We start from the raw sequence: 20,297 nt of genomic DNA on the forward strand, positions 1-20,297 counted from the left end.
GCAGATTCCGGGAACCGTGCGCAGTGGGCAGAGCGCAGGGGCGGGCCCGATCAGTTGGCCGACGTGTTCCGTGTCATCTCGACTGCCTCTGCGATGGCGCGTTGTCTGAGATCGCCCAACAGCTGCATCGTGACGGCGGCCAGGACGTCGTCCCCGCCAACAGTCCGCCCGTCCCCGCGACGGGTGGACAGGGCGAGGAGAGGGTCCTTGAGCAGCGGGCCCGGGGCTGGTTCGCCTGGCACCACCAGACTGACCGTCCCGAAACGCTTGACCCCGCCCTCGCGGACGACCTTGGCTGCGTCCCGGGCCAGGGCCGTCAGGAACACGCTCGCAATTCCGTCCAGGTCGCGGACCATCGCCGGGACCGCCCTCACCCCCCGGCTCCCCAGCAGCCTTCTCACCCCGGCCTCGAACCGGTGGGCGCCAGCCACACCACTCGGTGTACGCGCCCCGCGGCGCTCACGAAGAGACACGAGCGCACCATCGGCGTTGCGCACCTCGCCCATCAGGCCGTGGAAGGTCGGGCTGTGCAGGTACCACGCCGATCCCACCTCCACCTCGACGTTCCGGTCGATCGCCGAGATGAGGTCCTTGGGAATCAGCCTCTTCCTGACCTCCTCTGCCGCCGCGCTACTCGCGCCCTCGATGATCTCCGTCAGCACGGTCCGCGTCACCGACGCGGCGGCCCACGCGGCCGACCGGGAGACGTGCAACGAGGTCACGTCCCTGAACACCGCTTTGACGAGCTGAGGCTTGAACGGCAGGTCGGTCACGACGGAAGCGGTCTGCGGACCGCTGCGCTCAGTGCGTAGGGGTTGTGTGGTCATCGAAGAATGTGCTTTCTGCTGTCGGAGGTGTCAGTGGCCCATGCCGCACCAGGCTGCGAGGCCACAGAGCTCTGCGGAGGGCGCCGAGCCGACACAGGGCCTGCCGGACGGGGCCGCCGGCACACAGAGGTGCAGGCGGCCCCGCCCGGATTCTCGGCGTTCCGGCGACCGGGCGTGCGGCGGGGGGTGCCACCCCGGCGACGCGCTGTGGTGCGGCGCCGTGCCAGTCAGGCGACCTGGTACCTGCCGACTTCCAGGAAGTGGCGCAGTGCTTCGGGTGTGTTGTCGTCCAGGGCGGCGTTGGCTGCCGCGCGCAGGGCCGGGCTGATGGACGAATCGGCGAGCAGACGCGTGATGGCGACGCGGTCGTCCTCGGCCTGGGCGATGCGGTAGCCGGTCTCCAGCCAGGCGCGCATCGCCTCGGGGTCGTTGGCGTCCAGGAGGGCGTTGGCTTCTCGTGTCACACGCCGGCCGCTGTCCGGGTCGGCGAGGATCCGGACTATGGCCGCCCTCAGGTCGTCGGCGTCCGGCTCGTCGGCGGACGAGGACACCGCGGGCACCGTCACCGCGGTCGGTGCCGCCGTGGCGGCGAAGGACGGGGTGGCGAGCAGGAGGGCCGGGGCAAGGATGCCCGCGGCGATGCCGGGCACTACGCGATGCAGTCGCAAGGGGAATGCTCCTCTTCGTTCGCGACGGAGGTGAGTTGAGGACGCCTCAGGGCGTTCACTTCGGTGATGCTGCCAGCTGGGTCTGACAGTGGCAGTCGCCCCGCTGCGGTCGCAAGGCACCGTCGCCGCGGACGTGGCCGGTGTTTCATGGCGACGCGCCTCCGAGAAGGGCGGCCTTGAGCTCGGCTCGTGGCGGCTGTCGGGGCGTGATCGGGGCGAGACGATTCTTGGGGGCAGTCGTGGTGTGGTCCGAGCGTGTGGTGGTGCGCGACGGGGTTCGGCTTGTCTGCCGGGACCGGGGCGGGCCGGGGGAACCGGTCGTGCCGCTGCACAGCTTGGCCGGTCATGCGGGTGAGTGGGAGGTGGTGGCCTCGCGGCTTATTGCCCGGTATCAGGTCGTCGCGGTGATCAGCGCGGGCACGGCGCCAGCGAGCGTCATCCATACGCGCGGACATCCACCTCAACCTGCTCCAACTCGCTTGCAGCATCATCTGCTTGAGACGACTCCAAACTTTATTTTGAAACGATCAGTAACGGGCTGGTGCGTGATTGCGGTTGAGGCGTGTTTGCCTGATCAGGGTCATGGTCACGTGTTGGCGGTGCGGTCGGAGACGAGGCCGGCGATGGCCCGGTAGGTGTCGGGCAGGGCCTCTCGCCGGTGCGTCCAGCGGGTCAGCTGCTTCCAGCGTTTGTGGTCGGCGAGCGCGTGCTCGACGGTGATGCGCTTCGATGAGTGTCGGTGCCGGGCCTCTTCTCTGGCCGCGTGTACGTGCGGCAAAGCGATCTTGTTCGGTTTTCTGGGCGGTGTGATCGCCTGGCCGGGGTGGTCACGTCGGAGACCGAGGTAGCCGTCGTCCAGAAGCACTTCCACGTCCGGGAAGTGCTGGAAACAGGTTCCGATACCTTCGTTGCGTGTGGCGGTCGCATCATGCATCCGCCCTGGCCGCAGGGCGTCGGTCCAGAGAGTGCGGCCCTGATGGTCGGCGACGACCGTGGCCTTCATCGTGTTCTGCTTCTTCTTGCCCGAGACGAACGCCCGGCGTCCGCCGCGGCCGGCCGCGGGCCGGCGGACCTGGATCTCGGTGGCATCCAGCCGCAGCTCGATGCCCTCGGCCGGGGCGTAGGCGAACACGTCCGCCAGGGTCCGAAGCCGCAGGCCGGGACGGTCCGGGACCGCGCATCCGCGTTCGGCCAGGAGCCCGCGTATCTCTCCGATCGCGCGGGTGACGGTGGAACGGTCGACACCGGACAACAGGGCCAGGACCGAGTGCGGGAGATCGTGCCGCAGGTGGATCAGCGTGACGACCAGCCGGTCGACGAACACCAGCCGATGCCGGGCACCGGCCCCCGCCTCACGTTTCCTGGCCCCGCCGCGAGCATCGTGACGACGACCCTCGACCATGGCCTGCCACGGGTCGGCCAACTCCTCGACCAAGCAAGCCAGATGCTGCCGGGAGACACCGGTGAACAGCTGATGCGCGAGGATGTCCCGGTCGACCATGATCACCACGGACTGGATCATCCCACCCTCGCGCGATCCCTCTTCAACCGCAATCACGCACCAGCTCGTTAGGGCTCGCAGAGAATCAAGGTGTTGCTTCCCGTGATACGGCTCGCTGTTGTGGTATGAGCGTCTCCGACGAGGTTCGCGGCCAACTCTCAGTGCGGTTCGAGGTGTTGTTCCCACATCTCGACGAACGGCAGCGCCGGTTGATGACGGGGGCCGAGGCCCGGATCCTGGGGCACGGTGGTATCCGGGCGGTTGCGCGGGCGGCTCAGGTCAGCGAGACGACGGTCCGCAAGGGCGTGAACGAGCTGGAGGCCGGCGAGGAACCTCTGGGCCGGGTACGCAGGCCCGGGGGTAGCCGGAAGAAGGCCGTGGACCTTGATCCGGGACTGCGGCCCGCCTTGCTGGCGCTGGTGGAACCTGACGAACGGGGCGATCCGATGTCGCCGCTGCGCTGGACGGTGAAGTCGACCAGGAGCCTGGCAACCGAGCTCACCCGGCAGGGGCATCGGGTGGGGGCGGACACGGTCGCTGACCTGCTGCGTGAGGAGGGCTTCAGCCTGCAGGCCGGCGCCAAGACCACCGAAGGCAAGCAGCACCCGGACCGTGACGACCAGTTCCGCTACATCAACGAGCGGGCCAGGCAGCACATGGGTGCCGGCCAGCCGGTGATCAGCGTGGATGCGAAGAAGAAGGAACTCGTCGGTGATTACAAGCACGCGGGCCGACAGTGGCGGCCGGCCGGTGAGCCGGTCCTGGCCAAGACGCACGACTTCCTGGACCGGCAGGGACCGGGCAAGGCGATCCCCTACGGCATCTATGACATCGCCGCCAACACCGGCTGGGTGAATGTCGGCACGGATCACGACACCGCCGCGTTCGCTGTCGCTTCCATCCGCCGCTGGTGGCAGGCCCGGGGCCGGCACGACTATCCGGCCGCCACCCGCCTGCTGATCACTGCGGACGCGGGCGGGTCCAACGGTTACCGCACCCGCGCCTGGAAGACGAGACTCGTCGCCCTGGCCGCCGAGACGGGCCTGCCATCACGGTCTGCCACATGCCGCCGGGCACCTCGAAATGGAACAAGATCGAGCACCGGCTGTTCTCCCACATCTCCATGAACTGGCGCGGACGCCCGCTGACCAGCCACGATGTCATCGTGAACAGCATCGCGGCGACCACCACCCGGACCGGGCTGACCGTCCACGCGGAGCTGGACCCTGGCACCTACGACACCGGCATCAGGGTCACCGACGGTGATATCGACGCTCTGCCTATACACCGGCACCGCTTCCACGGAGACTGGAACTGCACCCTCCACCCTCAAGCTTGCGTCATCACCAGCGGAGCCAAGGACTCGCGGTCAGTTGGCGGCCCGTCCCCGCAGCTCTGCACTGAGTCCTTGCGCAATCCGGAGCTGACCGGCATGCCCGAACCGGCGGTGAACGAACTCGTCGATCAACTAGCCCAGAAGCTGGACGCGTTACGTGAGCAGGGACGGCTCCGGCAACGAGGAGGCGAACGCATCCGCGCTCGAGGCGCTGGTGCCAAGGACAAGCTGACCGCCGCCGACAGAGTCCTGGCCACCGTGCTCTACCTGCGCAAACTCGGCACCCGAGACCTGCTCGCCCAGCTTTTCGGGGTCAACGGCAGCACCCTCACCAAGGCCGTTCGCCAAGTCCAGCCCCTGCTGGCCGAGCACGGCTACACGATTCCACCCTCGACGGCCAGGTTCCGGGCACCTGCTGACGTCACCGCGTTCCTCGCCAACAGCAGCCCCACAAAGATCAAACCAACATGTTGATTCTCTGCGAGCCCTTAAACGGTATCTCCTCTCCCGGGCCGTCATCCGCGCCACTGTCCTGTGTGTTCTACTTGCCTAGTAAGCAGAACACACAGGACCAACGGTCTACGTGCGGCGAATGAAAGGGGCTTTACCGCTGCGTTGATTGAGCACAATGACAGCGCAGGTCATTACGCCAATCGAGACAGAGAGGCAAACCATCCAATCGCGATCCTGCGAAAAGGCCAGATTTGCGGTCGCTGCGGTGGCGATCACAAGGACCAGGACGCTAACGATACGTGCTCGGGTTGAGCGGGCCCTCAATGTGCTCAATATGCGCGTGGGCAAGAGGGCCACAACTGCAAGCACAGCGGCCCCAATGCCTGTAGAAACGGCCGCTGATGTAGCTGCCATCGAGTCGCTCGCTGCGAGTATCGACGTAGCCACAAACAATGCGGCAGATCCTGCGCATAGAAGCCTGGCGACTAACACGAGTCCTTTGCCCCTTCTAGGCCAGCCTGGTATGTGAACCATCCTCCGCCCGCCGCGAACACCGCTGCACCACCTGAGTATGGCGTGGCCATCATGCCGCTCAGCCCTGCTGCACCCGTGTAGATCGCATTTCGGCAACCAGGCTTGTCCTCCTGGAAGCTCTTAGCCAGCATCGACAGGCCGATCGCGGACTCCTTCGTGACGGTGCAGGCGTCCTCGAGCCACCCAGGGCAGCCCAAGAGGCCGTTGGGGTCGGTGTTGTTGATGGGGTCACCGGCGGCATAGAGGTAGGCGTTGGTTTCCTGACCTGACGGGTCGGGTTGGGTGAAGCGGCCGAGGGTGGGGTCGTAGTAGCGGTGGCCCATCTTGTACAGGCCGGTCGGGTCGGCGTAAGCGCCCGCGTAGCGGTAGGGCTGGGGGACGGCCTCGGTCGGCGTGGTGCGGGGCAGGCCGGTGGGGCCGTAGGCGTAGGTGTGGGTGCGCTTGCCGGTGTTGTCGGCGAGGCCGAGGACGTTGCCGGTGGCGTCGGTGAGGTAGTAGTAGGACTTCCCCCCAGTCGTCATGGAGTTCAGCGTGCCCGCCGGTTCGCGGATGAATCCGGTGTCAACGCCGTTGGTGGTCGTGGAGGCGAGGCCGAGGGCGGTGTGGTGGAACCACGTGTCGCCGAGCTTGGTGCGCTCCGCGTTGCTGGTGCCGGCGTGGACCAGGTCGTAGGTCTTGCCGCCGGTGGTGATGCCGGCCAGCTGGCTGTGGTCGGTCCAGGTCTCGCCGGTACGCGGGGTGGTGTCGGCCGCGGCGGTTTCGTTGCCGAGCTTGTCGTAGGACCAGCCGGTCGTGGTCCCGTTCTTGCCGGTCAGCTGTGAGGCGTCGTTGTAGGTGTACGTGGTACCGCCGGGGCAGGTGTTCTTGCTGCCGTCCCGGCTGGTGAGGTTTCCGGCCTTGTCGAAGCAGTACAGCCACGACGCCTTCCGCGCACCGGCGGAGTCGGCTTCCAGGGCGTAGGTGAGGCGGTCCTGGGAGTCGTAGGTGTAGGTGGTCTTGTACTGGGTGAGGTTGTCGGTGCGGGTGCGGATCTTGGTCGTGTCCTTGCCCGCGCTCGTGTAGCTGTAGGTGAGGTCGATGAAGGTCTGGGTGCCGGAGGTGGTCTTGATCTTTTCCGGGCGGCCGTTCTTGTCGATGGTGACGGTCTGGGTGGTGCCGCCGGGGTAGACGGTCTTGGTGCGCTTGTCGTTGTTGTTGTAGTCGAAGTCGGTCTTCTTGCCGTCCGGAGCCGTCAGGTGGTCGAGGCGGCCGGCCTTGTCCCAGGTGTAGTCCGTCTTCCCGGTCGGGTCGGTGTAGAAGTCGACGTCACCGCCGGGGGTGTAGGCCAGGACGGCCTGGGCGCCGTTTTGCAGGGTGCGGCGCTTCTCGCGGTTGAGCCTGTCGTACTCCCAGGTGGTGGTGCCGGAGGCGTCGGTGCGGGACTTGACGTTGCCGTCACCGTCGTAGGTGTAGGTCACGGTGGAGTTGGTCGAGGAGACCTCGCGCACGCGGTCGCGGTTGTCGTAGTCGTAGACGGTCTTGATGCCACGGCCGTCGGTGACGGTCTCCACCCGGCCGAGCGCGTCGTACGTGTACGTGGTCTCTCCCAGCGGCGCCGGCGGCTTCACCTTCCACAGGTTGCCGTGGTCGTCGTAGGTGAAGGAGGTGACCTTGCCGTTGCCGTCCTCGGCGGTGCAGCGCTGGCCCTCGAACCCGCCGCACTTCGGAGTGGCCTCGTTGTAGGTGTACTCGCGGGTGCCGCCCGCGGTGCCCGACGTCGTCACCGACATCGTGTTGCCGTTGGCGTCGTACTTGAAGGAGTCCTTACGGCCGTCCGCGGTGGTGAAGTCGTTGGGCAGGTCGGTGCCGGCGACCGTCTGGTACGCCGTCACGGACGCCGTCGCGCCCATCGGGAGCTTCTGGGAGACGGCGTTGTTGCGACCGTCCCAGCCGTAGGTGGTGGTGTTGCCGCCGGTGCCGTCCGTGCCGGTGCCCATCGCGTCGATCGCGGTCTGGGTGAGGTGGTTCTTGTACGTGGAGTGGCGGGAGTGGCCGAGCGGGTCGGTGACCTTGGTGACCTCACCGTCGGCGTTGTGCGTGTAGACCGTCTCGTCGCCGTCCGGGTCCGTCACGATCGTCGTGCCGGCGTCGGAGGGGGTGGCCGCGCTGTAGTCGTAGCGCCAGGTCGGGCCGGTGTGGCCGCTCGACGACGGCTCTGTGGCGCGCTGCATTGAGGTGACGCGGTTGTGGCTGTCGTAGGTGAAGAGGGTGACGGTGCCCTCGGGCGTGGTCACCTTCGTCACCCGGCGGGAGGAGTCGTACTCGTAGGCGGTGGCTTTGCCGGCGGTGTCGGTGACCTTGGCGAGGTTGCCGGATCCGTCGAGGTCGAGGACGGCGGTGCGGCCGGTGTGATCCTTGGCCTGCCACTGGTTCGGGTAGGTCTTGACCAGATCGATCCAGCGGCCGGAGCGGGTCTCGGTGAGCTTGAAGCCCTTGTGCTCGGCGCCTTCGTCGTGCTGGTCGACGGTGATCGTGCCCTTGTTCTTGTCCGTGACCTTCGTCAGGGTGCCGTGCTCGTTGTAGGTGTCTTTGGTGCCGGACTTGCGGTCGGTGAGGGTGTAGGTGCCGTCCGCGTTCTTCTTCAGGTCCTTCGAGTAGCCGGCCGGGGTGGTGTAGCCGCCGTCGGTCCTGGCGGTGAAGCGCAGCAGGGCGCCGGTGGCGTCGAAGACGTCGACCTCGCCGTCGTTGATCTGCAGGTAGCGCTCGTATCCCTGCCACCAGCGCTGCGACACCTTCCCCCACGGGGCTTCGAGGGAGTTGTAGGTGCGGGTGAGCTGGAGTTTCTGGCCGACGCCGGCGATATCGAAGTCGGTCGCGGCGAGCATCAAGTTGCCGTTGGAGACGTTCACCCGCGCCACCAGGGCATCGTTGAGACGGGTGTCGAGGATCTGGTGCCAGGGCACCTCTCCCTGCCCCTCGGGCAGATAGTCGGAAGCGGCAGCGGCGGGCGCCGAGCGGGACGCCGAGTCCCTGGGCGGCTCCTCACTCGTGGCGCGGGCCTTTTGTGCTGCACGCCAGGCCGCGACGTCGGCCGACGGCTTGGCTTCGGCCTCCGAAGCCGGCGCCTTGATCGAGCCGGCCGGCGTCGCGGGAGCCTCGACCTTGGTCGGTTTCGTCCACGGGCCCTCCGGCTGCGGCAGCTCGGGCTTTGGTGTCGCCGCCAGGCCGGGAGCCGCGGCGATCACCACGGCAGCCGTGGTGATCGCCGAGACGAGAGCGGTTCTGTGTGTTCTCCGGGCACGCCGAAACGGCGTGCGGTCGGCACGCGAGATCATCAGCTTCCCCCCACAGGAAGTCAGACGGGCAGTCAGAACCAGCGACCACGACGATCACCGGCGCCACACAAGCTGTCACGAGAAGCACACAAAATGACGCACCGTCCCCCCGAACGCCCTATGCATGCGGTCCGGAATCAGCCCCACCGGTTGAGTGGGGCAAATTGGGCCCTAACTGCACCAACCACCGTGTGCCACGGGCGGAATTGATGGTTCTGTTACCACTCCCGGCAGACACCTTGACCGAAAGCTTGTGACCTGGACCTTCTCTGCAGAAGGCGAGGTCAGCGGGCATCTCGTTTCGGCCATGTTCCGGCCCGCCTCATACGCTGTGGGACGGCACTCGCCAGCTGTCGTCGCCGGTCATCGACGGAAAGCGCTGTCTGGACAAGTTGTCTCAGAGCGTATGGAGGACGTGCCGCACTCCTGCATGCACGGCTTCACGGAATGCACACTTTCCCCGTCCTGCATGCGTGGTCCCCCAGCCCGCGGCAACCACTCCTGCTGTGAAGGACGTTCCCCGATGAACGCACTGGGCAGACGCATGCCCTGCTCCAGCACCGCCCGCCGCCCCACCGCACACCGGACTGCCCGGGCCACGCAGTGGGCCGGACGCCTGCTGTGCTGGACTCTCGCCGCCGGCATGATCACCGCAGCCGCCGACCTGCTCCTGGCACCGCGGGCACCGTGGTGGGGCGCCTTGTGGCCCGTGCCCTGGTACCTCACCGGTCTGTCCCTCGCCGCCTGGGCCGTCCTGCGCGCCCGCGAGAAGGCCACACAGCGCCCACCCGACGAGGAGCACCTCCCGGACAACTGGGACCAGGCCGCGTAGAACCCGTACGGACCTCACCTTCCCGCATGCGACCGCGCCGACCGGCTGGCCCACCCGTACGCGCCCGCCGAGCCGGACCGGATCACCGCGGTCCTGCGCCACCTGCTCACCGCCCGCGAGACTGTCCTCGCGGTCAACGCCGCGTACATCGCCTCGGCCGCCCAGTCGGACACCACCCGGACCGAGCCAAAGGGGCGGGCCTCATCCTGGTAGATAAGGTCCGCCCCTTCTCACTGCACCGTCAGCAGCTCGATTTCACTTACTCCATATCTCTCGGGATACTCTTATGGCGGGCGGCGGCGAGCCTGACCGATTCATCAGAATCCGCCGCCAGCGTGGTCAATATATCTGGCGTCAGCTTTCGCTTACTCGCCACCATCGACCGCACCCTCGGATCCGAGTCGCTCGCTAGAACCTGGAGAATATCCAAGGGAACTGTTTTGTTCTGCGCGACCCAGAAGCGTGCTTCCGGATGCTGTTCGATGACCTCTCGCCAGACATCGGGTGCTGCGGGCTCAGTACTCGCCCTGCCGTAGTCTTCGGCGACATCACTGAATCGCAGTCTGATGAATTCCTCGGCCGACTCGATCACTTTCTCACGCCGCTCAACTTGCTCCAAGGGATGAAGCGGCCGGTCTCGCCCTTCCACTTACCCACTATATAGGTATCGTAACGATCCGCGCCCGCGATCCATTCGAGTCCCTTCTTGGTTTCGCGAAACACCTTAAAGGCAGACTGCCCGTGTCCCATGACGTCTACAGTCCACCACGTGCCGTCGGATGCACTCTTGTAGAACGTAGTCTTGAAGGGCCTCCCTTCATGACCTTCGAAGCGCCTTCGGCAGTGAGCATCGGGCGCGTCGTTCCTTGAGCGTCATAGGACGCTCAGGTTTCAGCGGCTTCACGGAGCTGCCCGCGGGCAGCTCCCGCGCCGTGGGCGGGCGCGGTGCCAGCGGGCGGCGGCCCGCGCCGTCCCGGACCGCTCCTTCGACAGGTCAGCTCAGCGAGGTCGGGCGGCGCGGGGGTGGCACCGCCCGAAGGAGCTCCCACAGGGGGCGTGAGCCAGACGCTCAGACAGCCAGGGTTTGTCGGTCGACGACGTGCAGCCGCTGCTGCTGGGCGAACGTCACCGCCGGGCCGGTCACCCGGCCGTTGGTAACGATGACCGCGACGTCGGCGCCGTGGACCTGGCGGGCGGTGCCGTTGAGCACCTGAAGGTCCGGGGTGCCCACGGGTGAGCCCTGGGCGCCGTTGCGGCGGTGCTTGCACTGGATGACCCAGCGCCGCCCGAACGGGTCGGTGGCTTTGACGTCGGCGCCGAGGTCGCCGCGGCCGCCGACCCGCCGGGCGTCCTGGCAGCCGTCGCGGTGCATCAGCTCGCGGACCGCGTCCTCGAAGCGGCTGTAGTGCAGTTCGTCCAGCTGCGGCAGGCCATAGCGCAGGCCCTGGGCCCGTACCGCCTCCCACTGGGCCTGCTGCTGTCGGTTGTACACCCAGCCGGCGCCCGCGAGGGCGGCGAGGACCAGGAGGGCGACGAGGACCCACCAGTGGGTGAGGAGCCAGTTGACGACCGTCACGACCAACGTGATGCCGGCGGTGGCCGCCGCGGCGTAGAGGAGCAGCTGGGCGTCGCGCTGCTGCCTGCGGGAGGGCCGTCGGGTGCGCCGCCGTGCGGGCGGCCGCCGGCGGGTCGCCTGAGGAGACAGCGCCTACGATGCCGGCCATGAGCGAACCCATCGCGAGGGCGTCCGGTCAGGTACAGGTGGAGTACCACGCCTTCCACCTGGCGGACGCAGGGCAGTACACACAGCCTCCCTTCCACCCGAAAGACGGGCTGATCTTCTCCAGGCCGGGGCTCGCCGTCGTCCTCGCGGGCGTGAACAGCGGCCCCGTCGATGTGACCGTGGAGATCTACCGCGGCGCCGTCCCGCTTCCCGGCCATGCCGAGGCGTGGGACGAGGTGGTGGACCACAGCATCGAATCCCTCACGGGTGACATGAGAGTCACCGCCATGATGGATGCCCTTCCCGAACTGCCCGTGCTGACACCGTTCGGGCCCGGTCCCTACCGAGCCCGCGTCCACGCCCGCGGCCGTGACCGAGCGCACGACGCCCACGTCACAGACCCTGTGGAGGTCTTCCTCCTCCAGGTATGGCCAGGGCAATGCGAGCCCGACCTGATCCACCGGCACAACGACCGCTACGGGCAATCCATGAGGCAATCCGTCAGCAGGTTGTGTTTGGCGGCGGTACCGAGCGAGGGCGGGGCCAAGGGTGGCCCCGCCCTCTAGTGGTCAGGTTCCGCGTCGGTGCAGCCTCTTGTTGGCCGCCCGTCTCCAGTCTTCCTCGGCTGGTTCAGGTGGGGCGACTTGTTGCGGCTGGGTCTGTACGGCGCGGTGCACGAGGGGGTCAGGGCGGCTGTTCGCGCAGGTGGGGGTGGTGGAGGGTGGCGGTGTAGCGGTTGGCGGTGCTGACGCTCAGTCCGAACAGGACGGCGAGGCGTTTGGCGTCGCCGCCGACGGCGTGGACCTCGTCCAGGAGGCGGTCGCTGCGCAGGGATCGGGAGGTCAGGTGCTCGCCGAGGTGGAGGTTGAGCCAGCGGGGGCCGACGTGGGTGGTGCCGGTGGCGGTGCGCAGGTTCACGAACCGGTGCGGGTTGTTGGTGGTGGGCCAGCGCCGGTGGCGGTGGTCGAGGTAGGCGGTCAGCCGGTTAAGGACGGCGCCGGCCAGGGGGATGGTGCGCTCGCCGACCATAACCGACCCACAACTCGTCCGGCACCAACCGCTCGATGAGATCCATCATGCACAGTTCAACGAACGATCACACCAGAAAGCGACTTCTTAGCGGACAGTCACGGTGACGGCCAGCCCTCATAGTGCGGACTGGTCGTCGCGGGGCCGGGTTGCTGGCGGACGTCATCCCATTGTGGGGGGTTCCTGTTCAGCGGCGTTGCCGCGTCCGATGGTGAGGGCCCAGGTGACGGTCGAAGGGGCCGTGACTGCCACGGTGCCGGCCTTGTGGGCGGCGTTCATGACGAGTTGGTTGTAGGTCACGGCGGGCTCTGCCGTGCTGCACTCGAGCGGAAAGTCCGTTCCCAGTACGGGCAGCGAGACCTTTACGGTGCCCGTACCCCGGCAACTGACCGCGACGATGAGCGCCTTGCCCCGGGAACCCGCGTCGTAGGAGAAGCTCGCATTGCCGCGAGTTTCGCCGCGCTGACCCGCTATGTCTTCACCGGCCTCGGGATCGAGCGCCGGCGGCGTGAGCGTAGCGCTGTGCTGACTGGTCGGTGGGCCCGACGTCCTGGGTGCCGGAGTCGTGGCAGCGTCGTCCGTCTCGTTGCCGGAGGTACAGCCTGCTGCCGCCAGGGCCAGCAGCAGAAGGGTCAACGGCGCTGTCCTGCGGCGGACCGTCACTTGGTTTCCCACAGCACCCAGCCGGTCCGGCGGGGCGTGTAGATGGTCACGTTCTTCTTCACGCCCTTGGTGCAGTTGGCGTACACGTACTGGTTGTAGCCGTAGGACTTGAGCCGGTACACGCCGTAGCGGGCGTGGGTGGTCCGCTTCGACGGAGTGTTGACGGCGATGGTGTTGCCCAGCTTCGCCGTGAGTTCCACGGCCACGTTGACGCTGAACTTGCCCTCGATCTCGGCGACTACGACCGAGGCTCCGACTTTCAGCTCGCCGGTGTAAGAGATGCCGACCTTTCCGGTCACCTCGGAGGTGAAGGTGGATCTCGCGGTGCGCGAGGTGCCGTTGTAGTTGGCCTGCTCGGCGCCAACGCCCTTGTGGTAGTCCTTGTCCTTGCTGGTGGGCGTGTAGCGGTAGCCCGGTTCGCAGGGCCTCGCGTCCAGGGTGTCGCTCGGCTTGGACGTCGGCAGGTCGATCTCGTCGTCTCCCGCGGTGGCATCAGGTGCGGGTGAGGTCGTTGGCGCAGGGGCCTCGCCGGTGGGAGCGCCCTCAATGAGGTCGGTTTCCTCGGGCTCCGGCGGCGGAGCGGTCTCGACGGCGGTGGTGTCGGTGGCCGTCGCTGACGGCTCCTCAGCGACTGCGGTGCCGCCGGTGGTCAGTCCGGCGAGGACAGTCAGGCAGGTAAGGGCCAGCATTTTTGTGGATATGCGGGCTCTACTCATGAAGCCACCAATTCCTGGTGGATCGCCCCCGTGGCGATCGAGTGTCCCGAACACTAGACGTGACGGCATGCACACAGCCAGCACAAGTGGCTTTTCTGAGCACGATTTGAGCAACCAGCGCAATGAAGCGGCCAGTGACACTGTCGCAGCGTTCTCGCCGCAACTTGAGACGGGACTGGAGGCGGCAGAGCAGCCCGCCGGGGTGAAGGGGGCCGGTATGACCGTTGCACTCACACGGGCGGCGCACTCGGCGAACCACTGATCGCGCCCCTCCCCCGCCGCTATCAACAGCTCATGTCACCTCTGTGCTGCGCGGCCTGGCCGCCGCCTCTCTCGCCGTCCTGTCCGTCTTCACGACCACACCGGCCCACGCGGCGGGGGCGGGTGAGGAGGCAGCCGATGCGTTGTACGAGGCCGCCGGCCGGCTTCTCGCGGCCCGGCCGTACCGCGGGGCGGCCCATCCCGCCCTGGTGCGTGCGGCGCTCGAGGCTGATGAGGACGTGCCGGAAGGAGCGGACTTCAAGGGGATCGTGCATCTGGTCGCTGCTATCGGGCTGGGGGCACAGGAGGTGGGGGCGGATGCACGAGGCGTTCGCCGCCTACGGCTGGTTCGGTCTGACAGCCGAGGACTGGGCGCAGGCGCTGGGGGCGGTCGAACGGGGTGAGAGTCCGCCGGTGGACTGGGGGCTGCTCCAAGAGAACGGCGATGTGCTGGGACCGGTCCAGCGGGCCAGCGATGAGCAGTTGCTGCGGGCCCGGACGGTGCTGGGCGGACTGCGGATGTTCTACGGGCTCTACGTGATGCATGCTTTGTTCATGCCGGACACGCCGGCGCTGGCCGCGCTGCGGGCGCGGATCGACGAGTGGGGCATGTTCCCGGTCCTGGACCACGTCATCTCTCTGAGCCTCTCCCCCGGGCACTTCGCCGAAGGCCTGGCCGTCTGTCTCGAGCCGCTCTTCGACGGGCTGTACGAGACGCTCATGGAGCAGCTCGCAGCCGATCCGGACCTCTTCCAGCTCCCTGGAGAGGAGAGCGGTGCGGCGGGCTTCATGGAAACGTGGACCCGCATCCTGCGGGAGCAGACCATCAGGGCCCGGGAGCGGGCGAATACGAGCAGTGAGGGACCCTAGCCGAGCGGCCGAAGGCAGACTGTTCAGTCGCTCGACCGTCCGCCACGCCCATCGCCGCGATGATGAACGCGCCCACGCCGCGCTCGGAGCTCTGACCTTCTCTCCCCGGCCGGGCGCAGCCATGCAGGAAGGGCCTACGGCGTGGGCGACCCCGCCGAGCCCCGTCGGACGCCAGCCGATCCCGGCGGCTGCAACATTTCCGCCTCCGAGTGCTGAGGCACCGGCGGTGCCAGCGAAGGCGCCACTGGCTGATAATGCCCCCACGCTACGCCGGGCAGACGGCTCCCCGACCGGGGCAAAGCCCCGTTGATAGGGGCAAAGTCCCGCCGATAGTGTGATTATCGCACCGGTTTGAGTGCTCCATTTCGTCCCACCTATGGCGTGGTCCACTGGAAGTCGGCCGCCCGCCAACTTGGTGGCAATGCCTCTCGAGCACCCGCGGGCGCGAGAGTCGCGGCCCGGGACACCCGGCCCTTCCGGGCGCACAGTGGAGGTGTCGATGGAACGGTCACACCGACCCAAGCAGCAACGTCCGTGGTGGCAGAGAATTCGTGGAGCCTGTGTCATCGTGGCGGCCGTCATGGCGGCTGGCGTATGGACGCTGCGTTTCGTGCGGGAGTCTCTACTCCTATACGGCGCGGGCCCCTGGCTGTGACCAGGGACCCCGCAACCGCATGACGCGTGGGCCCTCGAAGGTTGGACGCCACAGGGGGCCCGCGCTGCATTTTCACCATCGCACGCGGTCTCGGGCAGGCGCTACCTCACCCGGGTCACGGTCAGTGCTGCGCTTCGGGGACTCCTGGGCCGCCGTCCACGCCATCCATACCGCCCACCCCGCCGGCCGGTACCTCCTCACCCTGACGCCCAAGGCGTACGCAGGCATCGGCGTCCAAGCCGTCCACCCCGAGCAGTAACCCGCCCGCCACCCTGGCAGCAGGAGACGGCCGCCGGACCCGGCCTGGAACCACCGGAACGGTCGTCGCTTCGGTCCGGGGCCTGGCCCGCCGCCACCCGACACCCGTCAGGGCCCGGCATCCGGCACCGCTCGCACGGGGCCGGTGCGTTCTCTGTTCTGACGTGCCCCGGCCGCAGACGGTCCGCCTTCCCCGTGCCTGGGCAGGCGTCCTGGTCCGGGAAACTGGAATGACGGTCCAGTGTCTTCTGCGCGTCGCCCGCTGCGCGGATTGCCACAACGCCACTTCTTCCCGGTCAGGTCTGCCGACGGGGGATCCCTGACGCCTGCTTGCCGCGGGCGGAGGGCGGATGCTTCAGTGAGCCGTTCTGAGGGAGGGGTACGTGCTCTTCATTGTGCTGGGGGCGAAGGACGGGCCGCGCAGCGGGCGCTGGCGCAAGCGGCGGGCTTGCCTGCTGGAGCCGTTGCCCTGGCCCGACGACGATTATGTGACGCCGTACCGGTTGTGGTTCTGCAACGGCGGCGAATCGGTCGTCGATGGACTGGGCCGTCGAGGCGGTTGAGGACTATGTCGAGAACGTCCGGCCGCGCTTCGGGTTCCCCGACCACCCGGCTCTCTGGATCACTGAACGCGGCGGACGCCTCCAGCCCGGCTTTATCAACGACCGGTTCGAGGCATACCGCGATGCACTAAGACCGTGTCCTACGTGGTGAGACGGACGAGTCGCTTGTAGCAGCACAGGGCGGCGGCAAGTGCCGACCATCCAGCGGTGTTCGCGGCGATGCCATAGATACCGTAGGGGATCGCCTTGCCCGGTCCCTGCCGGTCCAGGAAGTCGTGCGTCTTGGCCAGGACGGTGTCCCCGTCAGTGGCGAGCTGGACGGGAGCCTGCTGGCTGCAGCCCTGAGTGCGGACGGGGCTGGTGTTGCTTGGCCAACCGTCGGCACCGTCGGGGAACTCAGCGGAGGAGACGGTCGGCGGCCTGCTGGGGCGGCAGCCAACGAAACGGCAGCCGGACCACGAGGGCCATGACGTGAGACCCCGCGCGTTGAGGCGGCGCAACAGCACGCGCGGCGGCGGCCCAACGGGACGGCGGGCGGTCGGCGACCGAGCGGCGCGACGCTTCGGCGGCAAGCGCGGCCGGCGGGTCAACGCCCTCAGACGCGTGCCTCAGGTGCGCGTTCCATGGCGCTGCAGTCCGTCAACGGGTGATGATCGGGCTTACCAACGCGGCCAGCACGGCCATCCCAGCCAGGCCGACGAGCAGCGGCTCTCGGGAAGCCGGGTGGCGGTGAGCTACGTAGATGAGCGCCCCGCATACGAGGGTGGAGACCAAGACGAGCAGGAAGACAATGAGCAGGGCGATGGTGGGCATGACCTGGTTCCTCTGGAGATTGGGTATGGAGGCTGGCTCCCGGTGCCCCATGTGTGTTGGCAGGGGCCGGGCAAAACGCGATCGTGGGGTAGCCGAGGGCTAGCCACTCGTTCCCCATTCGCGAGGCCCGCTGACGCGCTGCGTCATGCGGCGCATCTGCTCGGCGGCCAGTCGCTTGGCTTTACGGCGGACTCGCTCGCCGAACGCCTCCGGAGCAGCGGCGCCAACGGCAGCGGCTGCCTCCGACCACGTCGTGCCCTCGCCCGCGGCGTACGCCATCACTACCTGCCGCTCGGCCGGAGACAGGCAGCGCAGCACCGCGTTGAGCCGCTCGTCATCGAACACTCCGCCCGTCGTGTGGGCGAGCAGGTCGACGTCGGCGGCGACCAGGTCGTAGAGCGACAGCCCGCCACCCAGGTCGGCGTCCAGGGACAGCACCCGGCCGTGTCGTGTCCGGCGCCGCCACAACGGCACTAACTGCCGGTGCACAGCACGGGCTTCCGCCTTGAGCGCGCCGAGCGCGGTGTGAGGCAGGTGGCCGGCTTGCCTGAGAGGGGCACACCAGTTGCCGACCAGGGCGGTGGACACGGCCTCCAGCCACCGCACACTTCGAGGAACCACAAGGATTGTGGCTGCGAAGTGGTCGACCTCAGCAGCACTTTTGTCGGTGGTGTACGTGGGTTCGCCGTCGGTCGTCCAGGCGCCGCTGACAAAGCCGCGGACGGTCAAGGCCTGCACGAGGTCCGGTCCGCGCTTCGTGTTCCACGCGAAGCGCTCGCTACGCTCGCCATGCTCCACCAAGCGGATACCGGTCTCGGTGGCCGTGACGACCCCGCGTCCGTTGCCGGTGTCTTCTGACAGGACGGCGAAGCTGGTGCGCTGGCTCATTTCGGGGTTCACGGCGTATCGCTCCCTTCACGAACTGGGATGTTCACCACTCGGCCCCGTGAAGCGATACCACCGGCAACAAATCTTGGTCACCGCGACGTGATCTGAGTCACACACTGGCGCCGTATTATCGGCCACCGGCCAGGTCGGCCGCGAGGCCGTAGCCGCCGCTGCCACCCAACCCTGCAGCAGTCCCAGCTGGTCGGGGGCGGCACAGCGGCCACGAAGGAGAGTCCGCGGCGGCCGCGGCAGCTGACGCGGCCGCGAGTGGGATGGCCGCCGGCGCTGCGCGAGCTCAAGGGACTGCTGTACGAGGTGTACTTGGCGGCAGGCGCTCCCAGCCTGGATGAGATCGCTGAGGACATCGCCGACGACGACGGCCTGGACGGGGCGCCGAGCCGGGACACGGTCCACCGCGTCATCTCTGACTGCCAACGGCCTGGCCGTCAGGCCGACGTGGTGGCCGTGGCCCAGGTGCTGGCCCGCGGGGCCGCCTGGGATGCACCGGATCTGGCGGAGCGGGTGCGTGAGCTGTGGGTGCAGGCCCAGATGGCGCAAGGCGTGGGCCGCCCGATCGGCGACCTCCGCAACGACGTCCGGCTCGTCCTGGACGGAGGACTCGGGGTCCACCCGGCGCTGGACACCGATGGCGCCCGCGACCGGTTCGGGCACCTGCCTGACTATGTCCTACGGGACCACGACGCCCGCCTGAAGGCAGTGGTCGACGCGGCGAAGGCCGGACACAGCGGCATCGCGGTCCTGGTCGGGGGATCGTCCGCGGGCAAGACCCGCGCCCTGTGGGAGGCCGTCAGAGCATTGCCGGACGGCTGGCGGCTGTGGCATCCCCTCACCCCCACCGCCCCCGATGCGGCCGTGGCCGCACTGCCAGACATCGCCCCGAAGACGGTGGTATGGCTCAACGAAGCCCAGCACTACCTGAGCCCGGACCCACTCGGTGAGCAGGTCGCGGCTGGCCTACGGAAGCTGCTCACCGATCCGTCACGGGCCCCGGTACTGGTCCTGGGCACTCTGTGGCCCGACCACTGGGACACCCTGACCACCCCCGACCGGCACCCCGGCGCCCGCGCGCTCCTGAGCGGGCACAAGATCGACGTGCCGAAGGCCTTCACCCCGGCCGACCTGGCCACACTCAACGCCACCGACGATGCCGACCCCCGCCTCACCCAGGCCGCACAGCACGCAGACGATGCGCAAATCACCCAGTACCTGGCCGGCGTGCCCTACCTGATGGAGCGCTACCACGCTGCCGAGGGCGCCACTCTGGCCCTCATCCACGCCGCCATGGACGCCCGCCGCCTTGGCGCCGGCCTCCACATCCCGCTGGCATGGCTCGCCGACGCCGCCCTCGGCTACCTCACCGACACTGAGTACCACGCTCTCGACGACGACTGGCTGAGCAAGGCCCTCAACTACGTCACCACGCCCTGCAACGGCATCCCCGGCATCCTCACCCTCGTCAACACCGGCGACCCCCGCAATCAGCGAAAGAGCTACCGCCCCGCACCCAGTCCGCAGGGACCGCACTACCTGCTGGCCGACTATCTCGACCAGCACGGCCGCCACCAGCGCGCCGAGAGCCTGCCGCCCATCGACTTCTGGACCGCCGCCGCCGTCCACGCCCACCCCGCCGACCTGACCGAGCTCGGCTACGCTGCTTGGCACCGCGGCCTATACCGCGACGCCGCCCAACTCCACAAAAACGCCATCACCCACGGCAACCCCCACGCCGCCGCACACCTCGTGAACCACCTGCACACCCTGCACCCCACCGACCTCCGCCCTGCTGCATGGGCTGCCGTGCACGCCGCCCTCAACGACCCGGGCGCCGTCGCGGAGCTGCTGAACGCGCTGCGGGGGGCCGGGGCGCAGGAGCAGGTCACCGCCCTGGCCAAGCGGGTCGCCGCGCACGCCGCCCTCGACGACCCGGGCGCCGTCGCCCAGCTGCTGAACATGCTGCGGGGGGCCGGGGCGCAGCAGGAGGTCACCGCCCTGGCCAAGCGGGTCGCCGCGCACACCGCCCTCGACGACCCGGGCGCCGTCGCCCAGCTGCTGAACATGCTGCGGGGGGCCGGGGCGCAGGAGCAGGCAACCGCCCTGGCCAAGCGGGTCGCCGCGCACACCGCCCTCGACAACCCGCGCGCCGTCGCGGAGCTGCTGAACGCGCTGCGGAAGGCCGGGGCGCAGGAGCAGGTCACCGCCCTCGCCAAGCGGCTTCCTGCCACAGGACACTTCGATCTGTTCATCGAGCTCGGAGAAAACCGCGAGCAGTTCCGACTCGGGCGTGAGCCTGATGGGAGTGCCGCCCCTTCGTGGACGTGGAACGATCTGGACTGAATCGCACGAGCCCCGGAAACAGACAGCCAAGTCCCAGA

General features: G+C 68.2%; 16 protein-coding genes and 2 pseudogenes. 7 read left to right on the forward strand and 11 right to left on the reverse strand.

The window, feature by feature from the left end:
• Window positions 1–50: 50 nt before the first annotated feature.
• From ACGF5T_RS30790 to ACGF5T_RS30800, 3 genes are all read right to left on the reverse strand, one after another.
• Complete coding sequence (locus ACGF5T_RS30790) at window positions 51–827, reverse strand: hypothetical protein (RefSeq protein ID WP_366768263.1); 777 nt, start codon at window positions 825–827, stop codon at window positions 51–53.
• Between the two features lie 227 nt (window positions 828–1,054).
• The gene (locus ACGF5T_RS30795) at window positions 1,055–1,495 is read right to left on the reverse strand and encodes an ALF repeat-containing protein (RefSeq protein ID WP_366768262.1); all 441 of its coding nucleotides are present in this window, start codon (window positions 1,493–1,495) and stop codon (window positions 1,055–1,057) included.
• 586 nt (window positions 1,496–2,081) lie between these two features.
• Window positions 2,082–2,996 (reverse strand): transposase family protein, encoded by a 915-nt coding sequence (locus tag ACGF5T_RS30800; RefSeq protein ID WP_366768321.1) that lies wholly within the window; start codon window positions 2,994–2,996, stop codon window positions 2,082–2,084.
• A 125-nt stretch (window positions 2,997–3,121) separates the two neighbouring features.
• Between ACGF5T_RS30800 and ACGF5T_RS30805 the strand changes: the two are divergent.
• Window positions 3,122–4,806: pseudogene (locus ACGF5T_RS30805) on the forward strand (ISAzo13 family transposase).
• Window positions 4,807–5,270: 464 nt separating this feature from the next.
• Here ACGF5T_RS30805 and ACGF5T_RS30810 read toward each other — a convergent pair.
• Window positions 5,271–8,546, reverse strand: coding sequence for an RHS repeat-associated core domain-containing protein (locus ACGF5T_RS30810; protein ID WP_366768261.1), 3,276 nt, complete (start codon window positions 8,544–8,546; stop codon window positions 5,271–5,273).
• Window positions 8,547–9,156: 610 nt separating this feature from the next.
• Between ACGF5T_RS30810 and ACGF5T_RS30815 the strand changes: the two genes are divergently transcribed.
• Entirely contained in the window at window positions 9,157–9,465 is a 309-nt protein-coding gene (locus tag ACGF5T_RS30815) for a hypothetical protein (RefSeq protein WP_366768260.1), read from the forward strand.
• 259 nt (window positions 9,466–9,724) lie between these two features.
• Here the strand turns inward: ACGF5T_RS30815 and ACGF5T_RS30820 are convergent, their stop codons facing one another.
• Window positions 9,725–10,114, reverse strand: a complete 390-nt coding sequence (locus ACGF5T_RS30820) for a hypothetical protein (protein ID WP_366768259.1) — start codon at window positions 10,112–10,114, stop codon at window positions 9,725–9,727.
• A 345-nt stretch (window positions 10,115–10,459) separates the two neighbouring features.
• A pseudogene (locus tag ACGF5T_RS30825) lies at window positions 10,460–11,170 on the reverse strand (restriction endonuclease).
• A gap of 17 nt (window positions 11,171–11,187) precedes the next feature.
• Here ACGF5T_RS30825 and ACGF5T_RS30830 point away from each other — a divergent pair.
• Entirely contained in the window at window positions 11,188–11,754 is a 567-nt protein-coding gene (locus ACGF5T_RS30830; RefSeq protein WP_366768258.1) for a hypothetical protein, read from the forward strand.
• Window positions 11,755–11,872: 118 nt separating this feature from the next.
• Here ACGF5T_RS30830 and ACGF5T_RS30835 read toward each other — a convergent pair whose 3' ends face one another.
• The 3 genes from ACGF5T_RS30835 to ACGF5T_RS30845 all read right to left on the reverse strand — a co-directional run bounded on the left by ACGF5T_RS30835 (window position 11,873) and on the right by ACGF5T_RS30845 (window position 13,569).
• Window positions 11,873–12,217, reverse strand: coding sequence for a hypothetical protein (locus ACGF5T_RS30835; RefSeq protein WP_366768257.1), 345 nt, complete (start codon window positions 12,215–12,217; stop codon window positions 11,873–11,875).
• Window positions 12,218–12,379: 162 nt separating this feature from the next.
• The gene (locus ACGF5T_RS30840) at window positions 12,380–12,853 is read right to left on the reverse strand and encodes a hypothetical protein (RefSeq protein ID WP_392889933.1); all 474 of its coding nucleotides are present in this window, start codon (window positions 12,851–12,853) and stop codon (window positions 12,380–12,382) included.
• Between the two features lie 23 nt (window positions 12,854–12,876).
• On the reverse strand, window positions 12,877–13,569 hold the full coding sequence (locus ACGF5T_RS30845) for a hypothetical protein (RefSeq protein ID WP_392889936.1): 693 nt from the start codon (window positions 13,567–13,569) through the stop codon (window positions 12,877–12,879).
• A 606-nt stretch (window positions 13,570–14,175) separates the two neighbouring features.
• On the opposite strand from ACGF5T_RS30845, the gene ACGF5T_RS30850 reads away from it, so the two are divergent.
• The 3 genes from ACGF5T_RS30850 (at window position 14,176) to ACGF5T_RS30860 (ending at window position 16,203) form a co-directional block, all read left to right on the forward strand.
• Window positions 14,176–14,727, forward strand: a complete 552-nt coding sequence (locus tag ACGF5T_RS30850) for a hypothetical protein (RefSeq protein ID WP_366769391.1) — start codon at window positions 14,176–14,178, stop codon at window positions 14,725–14,727.
• 779 nt (window positions 14,728–15,506) lie between these two features.
• Entirely contained in the window at window positions 15,507–15,641 is a 135-nt protein-coding gene (locus ACGF5T_RS30855) for a hypothetical protein (RefSeq protein WP_366769390.1), read from the forward strand.
• A 382-nt stretch (window positions 15,642–16,023) separates the two neighbouring features.
• Window positions 16,024–16,203 (forward strand): hypothetical protein, encoded by a 180-nt coding sequence (locus tag ACGF5T_RS30860; protein WP_366769389.1) that lies wholly within the window; start codon window positions 16,024–16,026, stop codon window positions 16,201–16,203.
• Between the two features lie 639 nt (window positions 16,204–16,842).
• Here the strand turns inward: ACGF5T_RS30860 and ACGF5T_RS30865 are convergent.
• Complete coding sequence (locus ACGF5T_RS30865; RefSeq protein ID WP_366769388.1) at window positions 16,843–17,016, reverse strand: hypothetical protein; 174 nt, start codon at window positions 17,014–17,016, stop codon at window positions 16,843–16,845.
• 99 nt (window positions 17,017–17,115) lie between these two features.
• The gene (locus ACGF5T_RS30870) at window positions 17,116–17,916 is read right to left on the reverse strand and encodes a hypothetical protein (RefSeq protein ID WP_366769387.1); all 801 of its coding nucleotides are present in this window, start codon (window positions 17,914–17,916) and stop codon (window positions 17,116–17,118) included.
• Window positions 17,917–18,171: 255 nt separating this feature from the next.
• On the opposite strand from ACGF5T_RS30870, the gene ACGF5T_RS30875 reads away from it, so the two are divergent.
• Window positions 18,172–20,259: a hypothetical protein gene (locus tag ACGF5T_RS30875; protein WP_366769386.1), complete on the forward strand. Its 2,088-nt coding sequence runs from the start codon at window positions 18,172–18,174 to the stop codon at window positions 20,257–20,259.
• The last annotated feature ends 38 nt before the right edge of the window (window positions 20,260–20,297 follow it).

This window comes from Streptomyces sp. NPDC047853 (assembly GCF_043204535.1).
In the GTDB taxonomy this organism is placed as follows: Bacteria; Actinomycetota; Actinomycetes; order Streptomycetales; family Streptomycetaceae; genus Streptomyces.